The sequence below is a fragment of the Pusillibacter faecalis genome (assembly GCF_018408705.1).
Classification (GTDB): Bacteria; Bacillota; Clostridia; order Oscillospirales; family Oscillospiraceae; genus Oscillibacter; species Oscillibacter faecalis.
On sequence record NZ_AP023420.1, the window covers coordinates 1,109,971 to 1,128,898 of the forward strand.

Sequence of the window (18,928 nt, forward strand, 5' to 3'; positions counted from 1 at the left end):
AGCGGATTTCATCCTGGGCTGGTTTTTGTCGTTCAATTCCGGAATAATATAGTATAGCACAGTTCTCTCCGTATCTCAACCAAGAATCGCTTCCAGGAGAAAAACGTCAAAAACATCCGATACAGCCCCTTGCAATTACAAGTAAAATCTGTTATACTATCTGAGCATGTCGGATGTGTGCCCGGCATGTTTGGGAGAAATACAACCCTTGGAGGTTTTGATAGATGTCGAAGAATCCAAACAAACGGACAAAGCCCGCAAGGCGGGACGAGCCTATGAACGGCGCCATGAAGTTTTTTCTGGCTGGCTGTGTTGCGGAGCTGTATCTGCTTCTGATTCGCCGGTTTTATGTAAATGCAGATTCCGATCTTCAGCGAATCACATGGTATGACAGCTATCTCTGGGTTTTGGTGGGTGTCGGCGCGGCGGTTCTGGTCGCCGGCGTGGTATGTGCCTTTCTATGGCGGGGCAATCCGAAGTTTCGGATTGGCTGTCTGGTGATCGGCGCTGGTTTCTATATCAGTGCAGTAGCCGGACTGGTCCGCTGGAATATGTCATTTATGACGCTTTTGATGGTTGTCGTCCCTGTTGTGATGCTGTTGGGCATTTTGTGGAGCCTGTATGACCGGGAATGTGCACTGTCCCTTACCATTCTTGGCGTAACACTGATCGCCCTCTGGGTTTGCCGGCGGGCGCTTTCCAGTGTGGTTGTGGGACTATATGTGAAGATTGCCGCCATTATCTATCTGGCGTTGCTGGTGATTTTGTTGGTTCAGGTGGCACGGAAAAAGCTGGACAAGCTCCTTCCAGCAAAGGCAGACCCCCTGCCGGTATATGTTGCCTGCGGTCTCTCCCTTGCCGCCATGGTCATTGTTCTATTCAGTTCCACGGCTGCCTATTATGTCATGTGGGCCCTTGCAATTATCGTGTTTGGCCTGGCGGTTTATTATACGGTCAAGCAGTTGTAAGATGTCTTTTTACGCGCATCCGTTCCAATCGGAACGGATGCGTTTTCATCTGGCTGCCGCAATGTTCCGCCTTGGCTATCTGTGCCGCATCTGTCCATAGAGCAGGAGATGGGAAAGCCCAGGCGCTATGCGCCTGGGCTTTCAGGTCCTTATCAGAATCTGTTTCAGATATTCATAGGTGCGGCAGAAAGAATCCACATTCATACGCTCCTGTGGGGTATGTACATCCAGCACGGTGGGCATGACCACAATCATATCCGAAATGCCCAGCCGCTCGCAGATGGTCCCTGCGTCCAGTGCGGAGTGCATATAAGTAAGCCTCAGCGCCTGCCCGGTATTCTCCCGGTATACCGCATCCCACAGGCGGATCAAGGGTGAATCCGTGGGGACATGATATCCTGCGTAATCCATCGTCATCCTGCCATCCACATGGAACTGCTCCCCGTAGGCCTGTGCTGTCTGCCAAAGCTCCTCTATGGAGACCGGGTAGTTGGAACGGCATACCAGGTCGCAGTCCAGCGTGCCGTTTTGAAACTGGAGGATCGACAGATTGAACGAGCCCTCCACCTGCTCATACTTTCCCGCTGTCCGCTTCTGGGCGCCCACAGGCAGCAGGTAGAGAAAATCCAGCAGCCTCCGGCTGTCCGCCTCTGTGGTCCAGGCCGTCTCTCCTGCATCTGCGCGTTCCAGGACCATCTCCATTCCCGGGTCGGTCTCCGCGTACTCCGCGTGAATTTGGCGCATCAAGCCGGATAGTACCTCCCGCAGAACCTCCAGGTCCGGTGTGGCGGCAAATACCACCGCGCACTCCCGGGGAATCACATGAATGAGCCCACCGCCCCGTATCTCCGAAAGCCGGATTCCGCAGGCTCTTGAGAGCTGCCGCAGCAGGCGGGCCGCTACCTTGATGGCATTGGCCCGCTCCGCGCCAATCATCAGCGCCCCATGTCCGGAGGTCAAGCCGGAAACCGTCAGCCGGTATGTGTTCTCTGCCGGTGCGGCGTCCTGGCAGAACTTCGCCTGGAATTTGCAGCCCCGCACAGCGGAGGCGGAGTAGATGGTGGTCCCCTCCTGAATGCCGTCCAGACCAATCATTCGTCTGCTTCGCAGCGCGGACATGTCCAGCCCCTTGGCGCCGCCCATTCCATCTTCCTCCTGCACCGTGAACACACACTCCAGCGGCGGATGCGAGAGCGCCGGCTCATCCAGCAGCCCCAGAATATTGGCAACTCCAGCCCCGTCGTCAGCCCCCAGAGTTGTTCCATTGGCCATCATCCAGCCGTCCTTCTCCCGGATTTCAATAGGGTCCCTCAGAAAATCATGCCGACTCCACGGCTCCTTGGCACACACCATGTCTGTGTGTGCCTGCAGCATCAGCGGCGCCTCCTGTTCCCGTCCCGCGCTTCCGGGCTTTTTGAATACGACGTTATGCAGCTGATCGCGTGTGTGCCAGAGGCCATGAGTCCGTGCAAACGCCTCCAGATAGTCCGCAATCTTTTCCTCGTGGAAGGATTTTCTGGGAATTGCACTGATCTCCCGGAAATAGTGGAGATTCCGAAGTTCCATTGTGTGCCTCCCGTCAGAGTGTATCCCGCAGGATCGCACCCTCATCGGCGGAGGAGACCAGCTTTTGATACCGTGCCAGCCAGCCGCCCCGCACCCAGGACTCTGGCATCACCTGGGAGTTCCGGCGCCGGGCAAACTCCTCCTCTGTCACCCGGGCCTCAATCGTGTAGTGATCCATATCGATGTCAATCACGTCGCCGTCCTCTAACAGGCCGATTTCCCCGCCAGCCGCAGCCTCTGGAGACACATGGCCGATGGAGGCCCCCCGGGAGGCGCCGGAGAAGCGGCCGTCTGTCAGCAGCGCCACCTCTCGATCCAGCTTCATGCCCGCCAGCGCGGAGGTGGGGACCAGCATCTCCCGCATGCCGGGGCCGCCCTTGGGACCCTCATACCGGATGACCACAATATCCCCCGCATGGATGCTCCCGCCGTAGATGGCCTCAACCGCCTCGTCTTCGCTGTTGAACACCCGCGCCGTGCAGGAGTGGACCCGCATCTCCGGCGCCACGGCGCTGCGCTTGACCACACACCCGTTTTTCGCAATATTGCCGAACAAGAACGCCAGACCACCGGTGGCGGAATAGGGATTGGACAGGGGCCGGATGATCTCCGGGTCCCGGTTTTCGGCGTGGGCGACATTCTCGCCCAAGGTCTTGCCAGTCACTGTGAGAACGTTGTCATCCAGGAACCCCGCGTCCGCCAGTTCCTTCATCACGGCGCTGACGCCGCCGGCCGCCTCCAGCTCCTCCATGTAGTGCTCGCCGGCTGGCGCCAAGTGGCACAGGTTCGGCGTCCGTTCGCTGATCTCGTTAAACAGCTTCAAATCCAGCCTGAGCCCCGCCTCATGGGCAATGGCGGGCAGGTGCAGGGCACTGTTGGTGGAGCACCCCAGGGCCATGTCCACGGTGATGGCGTTTCGCAGCGCCGCCATGGTGACAATATCGCGGGGCCGAATATCCCGCTTCACCAGTTCCATGATCTGTCCCCCGGTGTGCTTAGCCAGCAGCAGCCGGTTGGAGTATGGTGCGGGAACGGTTCCGTTTCCCGGCAGCGCCAGCCCCAGCGCTTCGCATAGGCAGTTCATGGAGTTGGCGGTGAACATCCCGGAGCAGGAACCGCAGGTCGGGCAGCTGGCCAGCTCCCGGCGGCGCAGCTCCGCCTCATCGATCAGACCTGCCTTGTATGCCCCCACCGCCTCAAACATCTGGGAAAGACTGGTCTTTTTCCCGTCCACGCATCCCGCCAGCATCGGGCCGCCAGAGCAGACAATCGCCGGCAGGTTCAGCCGCAGCGCCGCCATCAGCATGCCGGGCACGATCTTGTCACAGTTTGGAATCAGCACCAAGCCGTCAAAGCAGTGGGCTGCCGCCAGGGTCTCCACCGAATCCGCAATCAGCTCCCGAGACGCCAAGGAGTAGTGCATCCCCTTGTGCCCCATAATAATCCCATCACACACACCAATCGCAGGAACCACCACCGGCGTTCCGCCGGCGGCGTAGATACCGGCCTTTACCGCTTCCGCCAGCTTGCTCAGGTGCATGTGGCCCGGAATGATATCACTTTGGGCGCAGACCACGCCAATCAGCGGCTTGCTCAGCTCCTCATCTGTAAAGCCTGCGGCGTAAAATAAGGACCGGTGGGGCGCTCGGTCTACACCTTGCGTAACTTTATCACTGTTCATGTCTCCGTCTCCTCTCAAAATATATCAGACAGGTTTTAATCTTGTCAGACATCATTATGCCATTCTCCTGTCAAAATGTCAATGCCTCCTTCATTCCCTTCTATCAAATCACGCCGACCTTCCGCGGCCTGTCCCGGAGGCGGCGGTCAGCCCTCTTGCTTTTCGCCGGCGGCTCCCGTATAATGAGGGAATCTACATCAAAAGAGGAGCGGATGCCTTTGAAAAAGCGTAGCCTTGCCCAACAGTCTGCGGACACCTTGTATGAGATGATTACGGATGACGCCCTCTGGCAGGCCGGCGACCAGCTGCCCAATGAAAATGAGTTGGCGGTCCAGCTCGGTATCAGCCGCGCTACTTTGCGGGAGGCGATCCATCTCCTGGCCGCTCAGGGTATTCTGGTGGTTCACCGGGGCAAGGGGACTTTTGTGGCGGCGGAGGCTCAGCGCAGCGGCCGGTGCGACTTGGGCAGCCTGTCAGCGGTGCGCTCCCGCCTGCGGGATTTGTTTGAGGCCCGCCTCCTATTTGAGCCAGATCTGGCCGCCATGGCCTGCCGGCGGGCATCCGACGAAGAGATTGCGCACATTCTGTCTCTGGGTGCCGCAGTGGAGGATGCCATTCGCACTGGACGAGACCGGACTGAATATGACCAAGCTTTTCATCAGGCCATTGTCTCCGCCTCTCATAACGACTTTCTCATCCGTCTGGTGCCCATCATCAACCGTGCGGTGATGGAAGCCATTCAGCTGCGCAGCATGGAGACGGTACTGGAGGAAATCACCTTGCAGGATCATGCCCTTTTAATGGAATTTATGAAGGCCCGGGATGCGGCCGGAGCCAAGCAGGCCATGGCCATTCACCTGCATCGGGCGATCAATCATCTGCACCTGCAGGCGGAGATGGAGCTGCCACCCTTCTCCGCCTGCTAAGTCCTCTCAGATTGCGTACCCTCTCTGCCTGTTTTTATGCAGGTGTCTCGCAATCCCTGTTTGATCCAGCAAAGGAGATAATCTATGTGAAAAAACGAAATCTCTCTCAGCAAACGGCGGATACGCTGTACGAAATGGTCGCTGACGGCGTATTGGCCCCGGGCGAGCAGCTGCCCAATGAAAATGAGTTGGCAACAAAGCTGCACATCAGCCGCACAACGCTGCGGGAGGCGATTCATATTTTGGCTGCCCAGGGCATTTTGGTCATTCACCGGGGACGGGGCACTTTTGTGTCCTCCCAAATTCATGCGGGGGACCACTGTGACTTTGAACAGCTGACCCCGGCAGGTTCCCGCCTCCAGGACCTGTTGGAGGCCCGCCTGCTGTTTGAGCCGGGCATGGCGGCGATGGCCTGCCGGCGGGCATCTGACCAGGAAATTGATCACATTTTGTCCCTGGGCGCTGCGGTGGAGCAGGCCGCTCTTTCTGGCCAGAGCCGATTGGAGGCAGACCGGGCCTTCCATCAGGCCATTATTGCCGCTTCCCGCAATGTGTTTTTATCCCGTCTGCTTCCCGCCATCAACTGTGCAGCCACAGAATCCGCCCGGATGCAGCGGGCCGAGGATATGCTGACAGAGTATACCCTTCAGGATCACGCCCTGTTGATGAAATTTCTCAAGGTGCGGGATGCTGATGGAGCAAGACAAGCCATGGACCTGCACCTGCGTCGGACTATGCTGTGTCTCAATCTGCATGAGGAGGGCGATCCCTGGGATCACTCCTGACCAACAAAAAAGAGCGGCTTTTGCCGCTCTTTTTCTTATTCTGCGGGAATGGGGAACTCCACGCCGCCCACACTGACGCTTGCCAACTCCTCCAGGGGAAGAATCTCATCAAACACCTCGCCCTTGGAGCACACCGTCTTCCCATCCTCCGGGCCGATGCTGCCGCCGGCATTGGAGAGGTCGATTACCGTGCCGTCGGTCTTGGTCAGCAGAATCTCTACATTTTCCAGATACTGTTCCATCTGGCGGGCGTCCTCCGGGTCCTGCCGTCCGCTCCCACTCTCACTCCAGACCACTTCCCTGTCCACCGCGTAGTCCACCTTATAGGCCACGGGAGAAATCGTGACAGCGTCAATGGTAAAGGTCATGCCGCCCTGGGAGAAGGTCTCTCCGCTGCCCAAGGTGATGGAGCTGTCCTCATAGGCCATCTCAAACTTCAGCTTCCACTTTCCCTCCACGATGGGGACTGCCTCGCCGGTCTCCTCGTCCCACTGATAAAGATTCTCAAACACCGCCGTGGCGGTACAGTCGTTGAGAGGAACGTCCGAGCTGCGGGTCTCCACCATCTGGATGGAGCTGGCGGCGGGGTCCTCCACCACGAAGTAGCTGCCGCCATGAGTGCCGCCCAGAATGCTCAGGTCTGTGCCATTTCCGTGAACCAGCAGCATGGCGTCCTCCGCCCCCTCCGGCAACAGGGCGGTGCCGTCGTCCCGGCTGATGGTATAGATGACAACGGCGTTGTACCGGTCGCCCATCACGGCGTCGGCGGTGATGGTCACACCATTGTCCGTGTCGCTGGCGCCCACGGGATAGCCGATTTTGTCGATGATCTCCGTCTGGGCGGCGCTGCCGCCGAAGATGGGCGAGAACACGTCGATGGCGGACTTCAAAACGCCGGTTGCCCCGGCGCTCACCGCCAGCACCACGGTCAGGCATGCAGCGATCAGCGCAGTCCGGCCGATGGGCCGCCGCTTCCGGCGAGGCGCGGCCTGTGCCGCCTCCGCCGCCCGGGCCGCGATCTCCACCTTTTGCTGCGGGGTGAAGTGCAGGTCCTGCATGGCGCTGGTATATTCAAACTGTCTGTTCATATTCCGTTCCTCCCAAAAGTTCTCTCAGCCTCGCCCGTCCCCGGGCAAGCCGTGTGTGGATGGTGGCCGTGGGCACCCCCAAGATCTCCCCGATCTCAGACGCCTGATAGCCCTCATAGTAAAAGAGGTAGATCACTGAGCGGTAGTGGGCCGGCAACTGATTCACCGCCGCGAGCACCGACCCGTCGGACGTCTCCGGGGCTGGAACCTGGGCACAGGCTTCCAGGTCGCAGGTGCGCCGCCGCCAAGGGCTTTTCAGCAAGTCTTTGCAGGCGTTGGCCGCCATCCGCAGGATGTAGGCCCGCTCGTGCTCCCCGCTCTCAAATTCCCTGGGTTCCGTCAGCAGCCGGACGAATACCGTCTGGCACACATCCTGGGCGTCCTGGGTATTTTTCAAATAGGCATAGCTCAGGCGGAGAATCGCGTCGGCATAGGTGTTGGCCAGCCGTTCCGCCTGCTGTTTATAGTCCATTCTATCAACTCCTTTGGAGCGCGCTCATAAGGAATACGACGCACTGGCGGAAAAACTTTCATCCGCTTCAAAAAACGGTGCAGCCGTCATGTGGCTTGCACGAAACCGCTGGGTTTCCAGGCCCCGCAGGACAATAAAAAAGAGCGGCTGAGCCGCTCTTTTTTACTCCGTCACAATCAGGGCGATCAGTTCCACCGGCTCCTTGCCCCGGTTTTCCAGGGCGTGGTGCTGGCCGAACCCGGTGGCGCAGATGTCGCCGGGATGGACCGGCACCTCCGTTCCATCGTCATTGAACACCGCCTCGCCCCGGAGGATATAGTAGAACTCTGTCTCGTGCTGGTGGTCATGATAGCCGATGGAGCAGCCCGGGTTTACCACGATATGGGAGAACATCTTCCCGTGGCCGTACAGCCCCTCCCGGTCGGTCAGGTCCTTGATGTGGACAATCCCCTCTCCGCCCTGGATCCGGGCGGTCCTGCGGGGACAGTGATCAGAGCGTGTTACCATGTGATCTCTCCTCCTTTGGTGTCATCCTACCATAGCTTCGTTCAAATGTCCAGCGGCGGCTCGTCCTGGGCGAACAGGGCGTTATAGTCCACGTGCAATACCTCCGCCAGCTTGTCGATCTCGAAGATGGACAGGCACCTGCGGCCATTTTCCGCCTTCCAGATCATTTCGGAGGTCATGTCGCAGCCCGCCGTCTGTAGCCGCGCGGCCAGTTCCTTCTGGGTCAGGCCCCGGGCCTCCCGATAGTGGGCGACCTTTCTCCCGATATTCCGTTTTTTCGGCGTGCTTCGGTTCATGGAAGTCTCCATATATAGATATTCTATCTTGATTATAAAAAGCTCTCCGTGTTAGAATATCCATATATGGAGGTATCTATGATGAAAGTTCCTGCCGCACATCCTCAGCCCTTCAGCAAGCCCCTGCGGGAAATCGCCCGCATCATCGCGGAGCGAGAGAGCGACGAAGTGTGCGTGGCCCGGCTCATTCAGTATCTGGACGCACGGGGCGTTCCCCTTCCACCCTCCCGCCGCGAGGCGGAAACGTGATTGCAAAAACCGGATGCAGGGTGTAAAATTCCTGTATCCGGTCTTTGCATCTCCGGAGACTTTGTGCAAAGAGCAGAATTTTATTTATTACCGAATTACCACTTTACTTTGCTAATAAAAGAAAGTACAATAGGCTTCATCAATGGTGTCGGGGGGAATCGCCCATGGAATTGGATTGGAATATCTTGAAGCCGCAGGAGCGTCTAACGCTGCAGCTGCGGATGCTGTATGAACGCTCGGGGTTCCGGCAGTACCATATGAGCCGCTTTGAGGAGTACGGCCTCTACCAGAAAAACCGCAGTTTCCTGCCTAGTGAGCAGGTCATCACCTTTACAGATCTGGACGGCCGCCTGTTGGCCCTCAAGCCGGATGTCACCCTCTCCATCGCCAAAAACGCCCAGGTGGAGCCGCAGGGCTGCGGTCGCTACTATTACTCGGAAAATGTATACCGCCCCAGCCAGGAAAGCCACACCTTCCAGGAAATCCGCCAGATCGGTCTGGAGTGTATCGGCGCGGTGGATGACGGCGTCACGGCCCAAGCGGTTTCTTTGGCCCTGCAGAGCCTGGCCCTGTCCGGGCGGGCCTTCGCCCTGGAGGCGGGCCACATGGGATTTGTGGCCGGTCTTCTGGATGCCGTAGGCGCGCCGGAGTCCGCCTGTCCCGGGCTTTTGACCTGCATCCGGGAGAAAAATAAGCATGAGCTTCAAAAACAGGCGGCGGAGGCGGGTCTCTCCAGGCAGGGGGCCGAAGCTCTGTGCTGTCTCAGTGCCCTGTCCGGTTCCTGGGAGCAGGTTTTGGAGGAGGCGGAGCCTCTGGCCCTCAACGCCGCCATGGGAGCGGCACTGGAGGAGCTGCGGACGCTGTGCGCCGCCCTCGCGTCTCAGGGCCAGACGGAACACCTGCGGCTGGACCTGTCTCTGGTCAACGACATGGAATATTACAACGGCCTGGTATTGCAGGGGTACCTCGCGGGAGCGCCCCGGGCGGTGCTCAAGGGTGGGCGGTACGACCCCCTGGCCGCCCGGTTCCGTCCCGGTGCCCGGGCCGTCGGCTTCGCCCTGTACCTTGACGAGCTGAACCGCCTGGACGATGCGGCAGAGCGTCCCGCCATGCTGAGTGTGGCGCTGCCCAAGGGCCGTCTGGGGGATCGGGTTTACAGCCTGCTGGCGGGTGTGGGCTATGGCTGCCCGGAGAACTACCAGGAGAGCCGCAAGCTGGTGGTGGAAAACCCCGCGGCCGGCATCCGCTACTTCCTGGTCAAACCCAGCGACGTGGCCATCTATGTGGAGCATGGCGCAGCGGATGTGGGTATCGTCGGCAAGGACATCCTGGCGGAGTCCGGCGCAGACATCTATGAACTGCTGGACACCGGTCTAGGCCGGTGCCGCATGTGCGTGGCGGGCCCCCAGGACTTCGTGGACGACCCAAGCCGCACGCTGCGGGTAGCCACCAAGTTCGTAAATATTGCCAAAGCTTACTACGCCGCCCAGGGCCGGGACATTGACATCATCAAACTGAACGGTTCCATCGAGCTTGCTCCCCTGCTGGGCCTCTCCGATGTGATCGTGGATATTGTAGAGACGGGCACCACCCTGCGGGAAAATCATCTCAAGGTGCTCACAGAGTTCATGCCCATCTCCGCCCGGCTAATCGCCAACCGGGCCAGCTATCAGTTCCGGCGCCGGGAGATCGACACCCTGGTACAGAAACTGGCGGAGGTGATGGAGCCATGATGCGAATCTACGAGTTGGAAACTCTCGCCCCGGAGGAGATTTTAAATCGGGACATCCGTGCCGAGGCGGAAGTGGACGCTGCGGTGGACGCCATCCTGGAAGATGTGCGGCTCCATGGCGATGGTGCCCTGCGCCGCTACACCCGGGAGCTGGACGGCGCGGAGCTGGGGAGCTTGCAGGTGAGCGGAGCGGAGTTGGACGCCGCCTGGGCCGCCCTGGACGCGGACTTCCGCGCCACGCTGGAGCTGGCGGCGGAGAACATCCGCCGCTTCCATGCCCAGCAGGTCCACCGGGATTTCTGCCTGACCGACCGCCCCGGCATCATCATGGGCCAGCGCTACACGCCCATTGAAAAGGTGGGTGTATGTGTGCCCAGCAGTCCCACGGCTTTCCCCTCCACCATTTTGATGAATGTCATTCCGGCCAAGATCGCCGGCGTGGAGGAGATTGTGCTGGTCACACCGCCGGAGCGGGACGGCAGCATCAGCCCAGCGGCTCTGGCGGCGGCACGTATCGCCGGCGCGGACCGAATCTTCAAGCTGGGCGGCGCACAGGCGGTGGCGGCCCTGGCCTATGGCACCGAGAGCGTGCCGCGGGTGGATAAAATTGTGGGCCCCGGCGGGATCTATGTGGCTACAGCCAAGCGGAAGGTCTTCGGTCGGGTGGCCATTGACATGGTCGCTGGCCCCAGCGAAATCCTGGTGCTGGCGGACGGCGGCTGCCGCCCGGACTTTGTGGCGGCGGACCTGCTCAGCCAGGCGGAGCATGACGTGTTTTCCTCCGCCGTGCTGGTAACGGACAGTCTCCCCCTCGCCCAGGCGGTGCAGCGGGAGGTGGAGGTCCAGCTGGAGCGTCTGCCTCGGCGGGAGATTGCGCGGCGGTCCGTGGAGGAAAACGGAAAGATTCTCCTCACCCGCAGCCTGGACGCGGCGGTGGACGCCGCCAACCGGATCGCTCCGGAGCACCTGGAGCTGTGCGTGGAGGACCCCTTCGCTCTGCTGCCCCGAATCCGGAACGCCGGCAGCATCTTCTTAGGCCGCAGCGCGCCGGAGGCGCTGGGCGACTACTTCGCCGGCCCCAACCATACGCTGCCCACCTCCGGCACGGCCCGTTTTTCCAGTCCCCTGGGCGTGGATGACTTTATCAAGCGCTCCAGTTTTCTATACTATTCCCAAGACGTTCTGGCGGAGGCCGCCCCCCGCATCGCGGAGTTTGCCCGGCGGGAGGGGCTGGAGGGCCATGCCCGCTCCGTCCTGATCCGCTGTGAATCCGAAACAAAGGAGATGTGATCCATGAGCCGTTTTCTCTCAACTGAGGCGGCTTGCCTCGCCCCCTACACTCCCGGCGAGCAGCCCACGGACGCTCAGTATATCAAGCTCAACACCAACGAAAGTCCCTTCTCCCCCTCTCCCAGAGTGGTCAAGGCTCTCTCCCGGGCGGAGGTTTTGAAGCTGAACCTCTACTCCGACCCCACCTGCGGCGTTCTGACGGACGCCATCGCCGCCCGCTATGGGCTGCGGCGGGAGAACGTCCTGGCTGCCAATGGGTCTGACGAAGTTCTGGCCTTTGCCTTTCGAGCCTTCTGCGGCCAGGGCCGGGGCGTGGCCTACGCCGACATCACCTACGGCTTTTACAAGGCGCAGTCGGCTCTCTTCGGCCTGGAGGCCACCGTCGTCCCCCTGCGGGAGGACTTCACTCTGCGTGTGGAGGACTATCTGAACTTCCCCGGCACCGTGGTCATCGCCAACCCTAACGCCCCCACTGGTATTGCCCTGCCTCGGACGGACATCCAGCGTCTGGTGGAGTCCAACCCGGACCGGGTGGTGATCGTGGACGAGGCGTATGTGGACTTCGGTGCCGAGAGCTGCGTGCCCATGATTCTCCGCTACGAGAACCTTCTGGTAACTCAGACCATGTCTAAGAGCCGGTCCCTGGCGGGCGGGCGGGTGGGCTTCGCCCTGGGTTCACCGGAGCTGATCTCCGCGTTGAACCGGGTGAAGTACAGCTTCAACCCCTACAACGTCAACCGCCTCTCTCTCATCGCCGGCGCCGCTGCCATGGAGGACGAGGATTATTTCCGCGATTCTATCGCCGCCATTGAGAAAAATCGTGCCTGGACCACCCGGGAGCTGGAGGCGCTGGGCTTTACTGTGTTGCCCTCCAGCGCCAATTTCATCCTGGCCAAAAGTGACCGGATGTCCGGCGAGACGCTGTACCGGACGTTGAAGGAGAACGGTATTCTGGTCCGCTGGTGGGCCGATCAGCCCCGCATCCGGGATTATATCCGTGTCACCATCGGCTCTGCGGAGCAGATGGCGGCGCTGGTGGATGAGATCGCCCGGCTGCTGGACATGTGACAAAAGGAGGGACTGCTATGCGCAGCGCAAGGATTCAGCGGAACACCCGCGAGACATCGATCACCTTAGCCCTGACCCTGGACGGCCTCGGCAAGGCGGAAGTTTCCACCGGCGTGGGCTTTCTGGACCACATGTTGGAGCTCTTTGCCCGCCATGGGGATTTTGACCTGGCGGTACGCTGTGAGGGAGACACGCAGGTGGACTTCCACCACTCTGTGGAGGACATCGGCATCTGTCTGGGTCAAGCCTTCACCCAGGCCCTGGGAGACAAGCGGGGCATCACCCGTTACGGTCAGTCCCTGCTGCCCATGGACGAGACGCTGGTTCTGTGCGCCTGTGATCTCTCCGGGCGGGACTACCTTGGCTGGTCGGTGGATTTTCCCGCCCAGAAGGTAGGAGATTTTGACACAGAGCTTGCCGAGGAATTTTGGCTGGCCTTTGTCCGAAACTGCCCCGGGGCGATCCATATCCGGCAAATCGCCGGGAGAAACACCCATCATATTTTGGAGGCCATTTTCAAGGGCATGGGCCGAGCCTTAAAAGGGGCGGTGGCCATGGATCAAAAGCATCTCCATGACATCCCCAGTACCAAGGGAACCCTGTGAGGAGGCCATCTATGATCGCCATTGTGGATTATGGTGTGGGAAATCTCTTTTCCCTCTCCTCCAGCCTCCGCGCCTTGGGCCAGCAGACGGAAATCACCCGGGACCCGGAGCGGGTCCGGGCTGCTGATCGGATGATTCTCCCTGGCGTGGGCGCCTTTGGGGATGCCAAAGCAAAACTTGACGCCACCGGTCTGGTTCCGGTTCTCCGGGCGGAGGCGGAGCGAAAGCCTCTGCTGGGCATTTGCCTTGGGATGCAGTTGCTTTTTGATAAGAGCTTTGAATACGGAGAGCATGTCGGACTGGGACTCATCCCGGGGCAGGTAACGGACCTGCGGCAGGGCCTGGGAGATCCGACCCTGAAAGTTCCCCACATGGGTTGGAACAGCCTGGAGATTTTACGCCAGGACCCCATCTTCCGCTATTTCCGGGACGGAGAATACGTCTACTATGTCCATAGCTTTTACGCCACCGGCTGCACCGGGAACACCCTGGCCGTTTCCCAATACGGAGCTGCGTCGGTCACAGGCGTTGTGCGGAGCGGCCACGTCTACGGCACACAGTTCCATCCGGAGAAATCCGGTGACGCGGGCCTGCGGCTTTTAAAGGCATTTTCAGAGCTCTGATGCCCACCCCAATGGAAGGAGACATTTTTTATGAGACCTATGCGAAGGCAGGATCGGGAGATCAAGGACCCCGAAAAAATCCTCAGCATCATTGCCGCCTGCCCCTATTGTCATCTAGGCTTTTCTGACCAGGGAAAGCCCTATGTGGTGCCGGTGAACTTCGGCTACGCCGTGGAGGACGGGCGGACTGTCTTCTACTTCCACGGCGCCCGGGAGGGCCGGAAGATCGACCTCATCCGGGACACTGGCTGGGCCTGTATGCAGATGGAGGAGGGCTATCAGCTACACCGGGCGGACCGGGCCTGCGGCCACAGCGCCGCCTTCCGCAGCATCATCGCTGAGGGGCCCGTCTCCTTTGTGGAGGACGCGGAGGAAAAGCGCAGGGCCCTCTCCCTCGTCATGGCTCACGCCGCCGGCAGCGAAAACTGGGAGTTTCCCGACGCTGCGCTGAACAGTGTGTGCGTCTATCGGCTGGAGGCACAGGCCCTCACCTGCAAGGAACATCTCTGAAAGACACAGATTGCCTGGAAGCTGCATGCACGATTCCAAATCCTTGAAGCCTGCCGACAGGATGGTATGTTTCCGGCAGAATTCGGCTTCCGGCAGCCCCCGCTTGATACATCTGACCGGTCGCTGCCTTCCACGGCGTAAAACGGCCGGGATTCTATGATAAAAGGAGCAAAGCCATGCAGATTTTTCCCGCCATTGACCTCTCCGGCGGCCAGGTCGTCCGTTTGTACCAAGGTGATTATGACCAGATGACCGTTTATGGTCAGGACCCCTGCGCCGTTGCCCGGGAGTTCCTTGATGCCGGCTGCCTTCACGTGGTGGACCTGGACGGTGCCCGAGACGGTACTCTGGCAAACTTTGAGAGTATCGCCGCCATTGCCCGCCAGGGCGGCCTTTTCATCGAAGTGGGCGGCGGCATTCGCACCGAGGACCGGATTCGGGAGTACCTGGACCTGGGGGTGAGCCGCTGTATCCTAGGCACCGTGGCCGTCAAGGACTTTGCCTTCACTGCTCGGATGGCGGAAAAGTACGGCGAAAAAATTGCCGTGGGTGTGGACGCCCGGGACGGATATGTGGCGATCAATGGCTGGAAGGAACTCTCCCCGGAAAAAGGCGTGGACTTTTGCAGGCGGTTGTATGATGCCGGTGTCGGGACGATTATTTACACCGACATCAGCCGGGACGGGGCAGAGCAGGGCACGAACCTCTCTGTCTACCGGGAGCTGGCGGGCATTGCCGGTCTGCGGGTGACTGCCTCTGGCGGCATCAGCTCTTTGGATGAACTGCGGGAGCTTCAGCGTATCGGTACGCACGCCGCGATTCTGGGGAAAGCCCTGTACACCGGGCGACTGGATCTGAAAGCTGTTCTGGAGGAGGTGGGCGTGTGTTAGCCAAGCGCATTGTCCCATGTCTCGACGTCCGGGACGGCCGGGTGGTGAAGGGCGTCAACTTTGAGGGACTCCGGGACCTGGCAGACCCGGTGGAGATGGCTCGGTTCTACAACGATTCCGGGGCTGACGAGCTGGTGTTCTATGACATCACCGCCTCTGCTGAGGGCCGGAACCTCTTCACGGACATCCTCCGCCGCGTGGCATCCGAGGTCTTCATTCCACTGACAGTGGGCGGCGGCATCCGAACCTTGGAGGACTTTGACCGGGTCTTGAAGTGCGGTGCCGACAAGGTCAGCGTCAACTCCGGCGCCATCGCAACCCCCTCTCTCATCGCCGCGGCCGCCAGAAAGTACGGCAACCAGTGCGTGGTGCTCTCCATGGACGTCAAGCGGGTAGACGGACGCTTTTGCCTCTTCGCCAAGGGCGGCCGGGAAAATACCGGCATCGATGCCATGGAGTGGGCGGTCCGGGGCGTGGAAAGCGGTGCCGGGGAGATTGTGCTCAACTCCATTGACACTGACGGCGTCCGACGCGGATTCGATCTGGAGATGCTGGACGCTCTGTCCGCTTTGGTGTCCGTGCCCATCGTGGCCAGCGGCGGCGCAGGGGGGATGGAGGACTTTGCGGAGCTCTTCACCCATCCCGGTATCGACGCGGGGCTGGCGGCCTCTATCTTCCACACCCGCCAGGTAGAGATTCAGGAATTGAAGCGGTATCTGTGTAAAAAAGGCGTGGAGATGCGGATTTAAAAGGGGATGTGTGGGATTGCTTGATCCCCGAAAAAGCAAAGCCCTCCTCCCCAACCCGAAGGGCCCTATTGGGGATTTGACACTCTTCCCTTGAAACTGGCGGTAACACAGGCGCTGATATACGGCCGAGGCCTTTGAGAAGAGCGGCGGTAACGACTCCATGAGCCGCTTATCAAAGGGATTTGATGATCGTGCCTGGTAAACGCTTTATCCAGCGTCTGCGGCCCTTATGAATATAGGAGCATCTTGGAAAAAGCTGCAGAGCAGGAAATTCGCCAATTTCCCCATTGAAAGGAAAGAATCTGCCATCCACCCCTGCCAAAGGAGCTTCTTCAACAACCGGCACAGAGGGAAATCTGCACGGTGCCGAATCAATGTTAGCCGACATCCAAAGGAGTATGTTTATGGAACTGAAATTTGACGAACACGGCCTCATCCCCGCCATCGTCCAGGACCACGATACCAAGGAGGTCCTGACCCTGGCCTATATGAACGCTGAGAGCCTAGCCATCACCATCGACGAGCGCCGCACCTGCTTTTGGAGCCGCAGCCGCCAGGAACTTTGGCGCAAGGGCGAAACCAGCGGCCATGTCCAGCACGTGGTGTCCATCACAGCAGACTGCGACGGCGACGCGCTGGTAGTCGAAGTCGTTAAGGAGGGCCCCGCCTGTCATACCGGCGCGGAGAGCTGCTTTTTCAATCCCCTCTACCTCTCCGACGAGCTCAAGCAGTTCAGCTATGAGGGACTGTACCACCTGATCGAGGGCCGCAAAACCAGCCCCAAGGAAGGAAGCTACACCACGTATCTCTTTGAAAAGGGTTTGGACAAAATTCTCAAAAAGGTGGGCGAGGAGTGCACGGAGGTCATCATCGCCGGCCGCAAGGAGGACCGGGAGGAGACTATCTATGAGATTGCGGATCTCACCTATCACGTGATGGTTCTGATGGTGCAGATGGGCATCTCGGTACAGGATATCACGGCCGAGCTGGAAAAGCGTCATGTGGTGGATCACAAAGTCAAGCAGGAGCGTATGCAATGACGCCGAAACTCTGCTCCGTCCATAACCACGCCACCCTCTGCGACGGCCGAGACACGCCGGAGGCCATGGCCGCCGCGGCCTTTGCCCAGGGCATCCGGTATTTTGGCCTCTCCTGCCACAGTCACACTCCCATCCCCGACGACGAGGGCGCGGTCCTGCCCGCCGACATGACAGCATATCGGGATACGGTGCTCCGCCTGCGGAAAACCTACGCCGGGCGGATGGAGGTTCTTCTGGGCCTGGAATGGGACAGCCAGTCTGACGTCTCTTCCTCAGGCTTTGACTACTGGATCGGCAGCGTTCACTACCTCACCGACGGCCGGGGCCGCTACTACGCCGCCGACTGGGGCGAGGAGCACTTCGCCGCCTGTCGGGATGAACTCTTCGGCGGGGACGCTCTGGCCGTCACCGAAGGGTATTTCCGGGAGGTAGCCCGGGTGGCAGCCCTGCGGCCCACCGTTTTGGGCCATCTAGACCTTATCACCAAGCTCAACGCCGGGAGCCGCTTCTTTGACGAAGACGCCCTCCGCTACCGGCATGCGGCGCTGGAGGCCCTCCACACGGCGGACCCCCACGCGACACTTCTGGAGATCAACACCGGCGGCATGGCCCGGGGGTATCGAAAGACCCCCTACCCGGCGCTCTTCCTCCTGCGGGAGTGGCGCGAAATGGGCGGGCAGATTCTTCTCTCTGCTGATGCCCATGCTGCCTCCACGCTGCTCCATGGCTATGACGAGGCCGCGGCGCTAGCCAGGGCCGCGGGCTTCGCAGCCTCTGTCCTGCTGACGGCGGCGGGACCGGTGTCCTGTGCCCTATAAAGCATTGAGCCATCCGGCTCTTGCTCCTTTTACTGGTTGCGGTGAGCGCTACAATCTGTTACAATGCGGGTATTCCAAAATCCGCGAGGTGCTTATGTATCAAACTGTACTCTTTGATCTGGACGGAACCCTGTTGGACACCATTGAAGATCTGGCCGCCGCAGGCAACCACGTCTGCCGGGAAAATGGCTGGCCCGTGTACTCCGTGGAGGAGTTCCGCGCCATGGTGGGCCACGGTATTCGGAACCTGGTGACACAGTTCTCGCCAGAGGCGTACCGGGACGAGGCGCACGTGGACGGCACACTGGCTCAATTCTCTGCCTACTATGGTGCCCACAGCATGGACCACACCCGCCCCTACTCCGGTATCCCTGCTCTGCTGAGCCGCCTGCGCGATGCCGGAATCTGTCTCGCGGTGTGTTCCAACAAGGCGGATGATTTCAGCCGCCAACTGATCGAGCACTACTTCCCCGGCCGCTTTTCCCTGGTCCGGGGCAAGCTGGACGGAGTTCCGGTCAAGCCGGACCCTGCCGTTGTCTCCGCCATCCTAGAAGCGTTGCATGCTGATCCAACGACAGCCCTCTTCGTGGGGGACAGCAGTGTGGACATCCAGACCGGTCACAATGCCGGTCTTGCCGCCTGCGGCGTCACCTGGGGATTCCGCTCCCGGCAGTCCCTGATTGACGCCGGGGCCGATTTTCTGTCGGATACCGCGGATGCTTTGGAGCGGTTGATTCTGGGCTCCCTTTAAAAATGCATAGCGGTGGATGACAGGTTGTTCATAAGAACAGATCCAAGCAGCTTTCCAGAATTTTGCTGGGCCTTGTTTTTTCTGGCAGAAAAGCTGCTGACTCAACCGAAGACTTTGCCTCTACCGGCGGCAGGGCCGGTCCCCTTTTGGCAGCTTTTGGGGTATGCTGCTTGACAGGCCAGCTTTTGTCCTGATATCTGAGGCCAGAGGGCTTCCCATTTATCCAAAAGGCAGGATGCTTTCGGCATCCTGCCTTTTTAGTTTCACATTTGCACCGGAAAAAACAATTGACACTGTGACCCTCTGTGTATATA

21 protein-coding genes are annotated in these 18,928 nt (G+C 59.9%); 15 read left to right on the top strand and 6 right to left on the bottom strand.

Features of this window, described 5'->3' with window-relative positions; translation table 11 throughout:
• Window positions 1-224: 224 nt before the first annotated feature.
• A complete protein-coding gene (locus KJS55_RS05725; protein WP_213542892.1) occupies window positions 225-968 on the top strand; it encodes a hypothetical protein in 744 nt (247 codons plus the stop codon).
• 141 nt (window positions 969-1,109) lie between these two features.
• On the opposite strand, the gene pepD is transcribed toward KJS55_RS05725, so the two are convergent.
• A complete protein-coding gene (gene pepD, locus KJS55_RS05730) occupies window positions 1,110-2,534 on the bottom strand; it encodes a beta-Ala-His dipeptidase (protein ID WP_213542893.1) in 1,425 nt (474 codons plus the stop codon).
• A 13-nt stretch (window positions 2,535-2,547) separates the two neighbouring features.
• Window positions 2,548-4,215 carry a dihydroxy-acid dehydratase gene (gene ilvD, locus KJS55_RS05735; RefSeq protein ID WP_213542894.1) on the bottom strand — a complete coding sequence of 556 codons (1,668 nt, stop codon included), beginning with the start codon at window positions 4,213-4,215 and terminating at the stop codon, window positions 2,548-2,550.
• A gap of 212 nt (window positions 4,216-4,427) precedes the next feature.
• Between ilvD and KJS55_RS05740 the strand changes: the two genes are divergently transcribed.
• Together KJS55_RS05740 and KJS55_RS05745 are read left to right on the top strand one after the other, a co-directional pair.
• On the top strand, window positions 4,428-5,141 hold the full coding sequence (locus KJS55_RS05740; protein WP_187027972.1) for a FadR/GntR family transcriptional regulator: 714 nt from the start codon (window positions 4,428-4,430) through the stop codon (window positions 5,139-5,141).
• An 86-nt stretch (window positions 5,142-5,227) separates the two neighbouring features.
• Window positions 5,228-5,926: a FadR/GntR family transcriptional regulator gene (locus KJS55_RS05745; RefSeq protein WP_187027971.1), complete on the top strand. Its 699-nt coding sequence runs from the start codon at window positions 5,228-5,230 to the stop codon at window positions 5,924-5,926.
• Between the two features lie 35 nt (window positions 5,927-5,961).
• On the opposite strand, the gene KJS55_RS05750 is transcribed toward KJS55_RS05745, so the two are convergent.
• The 4 genes from KJS55_RS05750 to KJS55_RS05765 all read right to left on the bottom strand — a co-directional run bounded on the left by KJS55_RS05750 (window position 5,962) and on the right by KJS55_RS05765 (window position 8,289).
• The gene (locus KJS55_RS05750) at window positions 5,962-7,014 is read right to left on the bottom strand and encodes a DUF4179 domain-containing protein (protein ID WP_213542895.1); all 1,053 of its coding nucleotides are present in this window, start codon (window positions 7,012-7,014) and stop codon (window positions 5,962-5,964) included.
• Window positions 6,998-7,486 carry an RNA polymerase sigma factor gene (locus KJS55_RS05755; RefSeq protein ID WP_213542896.1) on the bottom strand — a complete coding sequence of 163 codons (489 nt, stop codon included), beginning with the start codon at window positions 7,484-7,486 and terminating at the stop codon, window positions 6,998-7,000. The genes KJS55_RS05750 and KJS55_RS05755 overlap by 17 nt, the downstream gene beginning before the upstream one ends.
• A gap of 162 nt (window positions 7,487-7,648) precedes the next feature.
• Window positions 7,649-7,993: a cupin domain-containing protein gene (locus KJS55_RS05760; RefSeq protein ID WP_213542897.1), complete on the bottom strand. Its 345-nt coding sequence runs from the start codon at window positions 7,991-7,993 to the stop codon at window positions 7,649-7,651.
• A gap of 41 nt (window positions 7,994-8,034) precedes the next feature.
• Window positions 8,035-8,289: a helix-turn-helix domain-containing protein gene (locus KJS55_RS05765; RefSeq protein ID WP_187027967.1), complete on the bottom strand. Its 255-nt coding sequence runs from the start codon at window positions 8,287-8,289 to the stop codon at window positions 8,035-8,037.
• Between the two features lie 78 nt (window positions 8,290-8,367).
• Between KJS55_RS05765 and KJS55_RS05770 the strand changes: the two genes are divergently transcribed.
• The 12 genes from KJS55_RS05770 (at window position 8,368) to KJS55_RS05825 (ending at window position 18,614) form a co-directional block, all read left to right on the top strand.
• A complete protein-coding gene (locus KJS55_RS05770) occupies window positions 8,368-8,538 on the top strand; it encodes a hypothetical protein (protein WP_187027966.1) in 171 nt (56 codons plus the stop codon).
• A gap of 164 nt (window positions 8,539-8,702) precedes the next feature.
• Window positions 8,703-10,271 (top strand): ATP phosphoribosyltransferase, encoded by a 1,569-nt coding sequence (hisG, locus tag KJS55_RS05775; RefSeq protein WP_187027965.1) that lies wholly within the window; start codon window positions 8,703-8,705, stop codon window positions 10,269-10,271.
• Window positions 10,268-11,560 (top strand): histidinol dehydrogenase, encoded by a 1,293-nt coding sequence (gene hisD, locus KJS55_RS05780; protein WP_187027964.1) that lies wholly within the window; start codon window positions 10,268-10,270, stop codon window positions 11,558-11,560. The genes hisG and hisD overlap by 4 nt, the downstream gene beginning before the upstream one ends.
• 3 nt (window positions 11,561-11,563) lie before the next feature.
• A complete protein-coding gene (gene hisC, locus KJS55_RS05785; protein ID WP_187027963.1) occupies window positions 11,564-12,628 on the top strand; it encodes a histidinol-phosphate transaminase in 1,065 nt (354 codons plus the stop codon).
• A 17-nt stretch (window positions 12,629-12,645) separates the two neighbouring features.
• A complete protein-coding gene (gene hisB / locus KJS55_RS05790) occupies window positions 12,646-13,233 on the top strand; it encodes an imidazoleglycerol-phosphate dehydratase HisB (RefSeq protein WP_213542898.1) in 588 nt (195 codons plus the stop codon).
• 11 nt (window positions 13,234-13,244) lie between these two features.
• Window positions 13,245-13,856: an imidazole glycerol phosphate synthase subunit HisH gene (hisH, locus tag KJS55_RS05795; protein WP_187027961.1), complete on the top strand. Its 612-nt coding sequence runs from the start codon at window positions 13,245-13,247 to the stop codon at window positions 13,854-13,856.
• 30 nt (window positions 13,857-13,886) lie between these two features.
• Window positions 13,887-14,366, top strand: a complete 480-nt coding sequence (locus KJS55_RS05800) for a pyridoxamine 5'-phosphate oxidase family protein (RefSeq protein ID WP_228300472.1) — start codon at window positions 13,887-13,889, stop codon at window positions 14,364-14,366.
• Between the two features lie 176 nt (window positions 14,367-14,542).
• On the top strand, window positions 14,543-15,256 hold the full coding sequence (gene hisA, locus KJS55_RS05805) for a 1-(5-phosphoribosyl)-5-[(5-phosphoribosylamino)methylideneamino]imidazole-4-carboxamide isomerase (RefSeq protein WP_187027960.1): 714 nt from the start codon (window positions 14,543-14,545) through the stop codon (window positions 15,254-15,256).
• Complete coding sequence (gene hisF, locus KJS55_RS05810) at window positions 15,250-16,005, top strand: imidazole glycerol phosphate synthase subunit HisF (protein ID WP_187027959.1); 756 nt, start codon at window positions 15,250-15,252, stop codon at window positions 16,003-16,005. Before hisA ends, hisF begins: the two co-directional genes overlap by 7 nt.
• 374 nt (window positions 16,006-16,379) lie before the next feature.
• The gene (gene hisIE, locus KJS55_RS05815) at window positions 16,380-17,045 is read left to right on the top strand and encodes a bifunctional phosphoribosyl-AMP cyclohydrolase/phosphoribosyl-ATP diphosphatase HisIE (protein WP_283093705.1); all 666 of its coding nucleotides are present in this window, start codon (window positions 16,380-16,382) and stop codon (window positions 17,043-17,045) included.
• On the top strand, window positions 17,042-17,863 hold the full coding sequence (locus KJS55_RS05820; protein WP_187027957.1) for a histidinol-phosphatase HisJ family protein: 822 nt from the start codon (window positions 17,042-17,044) through the stop codon (window positions 17,861-17,863). Before hisIE ends, KJS55_RS05820 begins: the two co-directional genes overlap by 4 nt.
• 94 nt (window positions 17,864-17,957) lie before the next feature.
• Window positions 17,958-18,614, top strand: a complete 657-nt coding sequence (locus KJS55_RS05825) for an HAD family hydrolase (protein WP_213542900.1) — start codon at window positions 17,958-17,960, stop codon at window positions 18,612-18,614.
• Window positions 18,615-18,928: the final 314 nt, after the last annotated feature.

What these genes read in the sequence shown, in the direction of transcription:
- KJS55_RS05770 (WP_187027966.1), top strand. Translation starts at nt 8,368, where the DNA reads ATGATGAAAGTTCCTGCCGCACATCCTCAGCCCTTCAGCAAGCCCCTG.
- hisIE (WP_283093705.1), top strand. Translation starts at nt 16,380, where the DNA reads ATGTTAGCCGACATCCAAAGGAGTATGTTTATGGAACTGAAATTTGAC.
- KJS55_RS05820 (WP_187027957.1), top strand. Translation starts at nt 17,042, where the DNA reads ATGACGCCGAAACTCTGCTCCGTCCATAACCACGCCACCCTCTGCGAC.
- KJS55_RS05725 (WP_213542892.1), top strand. Translation starts at nt 225, where the DNA reads ATGTCGAAGAATCCAAACAAACGGACAAAGCCCGCAAGGCGGGACGAG.
- KJS55_RS05765 (WP_187027967.1), bottom strand. Translation starts at nt 8,289, where the DNA reads ATGAACCGAAGCACGCCGAAAAAACGGAATATCGGGAGAAAGGTCGCC.
- KJS55_RS05825 (WP_213542900.1), top strand. Translation starts at nt 17,958, where the DNA reads ATGTATCAAACTGTACTCTTTGATCTGGACGGAACCCTGTTGGACACC.
- hisC (WP_187027963.1), top strand. Translation starts at nt 11,564, where the DNA reads ATGAGCCGTTTTCTCTCAACTGAGGCGGCTTGCCTCGCCCCCTACACT.
- KJS55_RS05800 (WP_228300472.1), top strand. Translation starts at nt 13,887, where the DNA reads ATGAGACCTATGCGAAGGCAGGATCGGGAGATCAAGGACCCCGAAAAA.
- hisB (WP_213542898.1), top strand. Translation starts at nt 12,646, where the DNA reads ATGCGCAGCGCAAGGATTCAGCGGAACACCCGCGAGACATCGATCACC.
- hisH (WP_187027961.1), top strand. Translation starts at nt 13,245, where the DNA reads ATGATCGCCATTGTGGATTATGGTGTGGGAAATCTCTTTTCCCTCTCC.
- KJS55_RS05740 (WP_187027972.1), top strand. Translation starts at nt 4,428, where the DNA reads ATGCCTTTGAAAAAGCGTAGCCTTGCCCAACAGTCTGCGGACACCTTG.
- hisD (WP_187027964.1), top strand. Translation starts at nt 10,268, where the DNA reads ATGATGCGAATCTACGAGTTGGAAACTCTCGCCCCGGAGGAGATTTTA.
- KJS55_RS05755 (WP_213542896.1), bottom strand. Translation starts at nt 7,486, where the DNA reads ATGGACTATAAACAGCAGGCGGAACGGCTGGCCAACACCTATGCCGAC.
- hisA (WP_187027960.1), top strand. Translation starts at nt 14,543, where the DNA reads ATGCAGATTTTTCCCGCCATTGACCTCTCCGGCGGCCAGGTCGTCCGT.
- KJS55_RS05750 (WP_213542895.1), bottom strand. Translation starts at nt 7,014, where the DNA reads ATGAACAGACAGTTTGAATATACCAGCGCCATGCAGGACCTGCACTTC.
- pepD (WP_213542893.1), bottom strand. Translation starts at nt 2,534, where the DNA reads ATGGAACTTCGGAATCTCCACTATTTCCGGGAGATCAGTGCAATTCCC.
- hisG (WP_187027965.1), top strand. Translation starts at nt 8,703, where the DNA reads ATGGAATTGGATTGGAATATCTTGAAGCCGCAGGAGCGTCTAACGCTG.
- ilvD (WP_213542894.1), bottom strand. Translation starts at nt 4,215, where the DNA reads ATGAACAGTGATAAAGTTACGCAAGGTGTAGACCGAGCGCCCCACCGG.
- KJS55_RS05760 (WP_213542897.1), bottom strand. Translation starts at nt 7,993, where the DNA reads ATGGTAACACGCTCTGATCACTGTCCCCGCAGGACCGCCCGGATCCAG.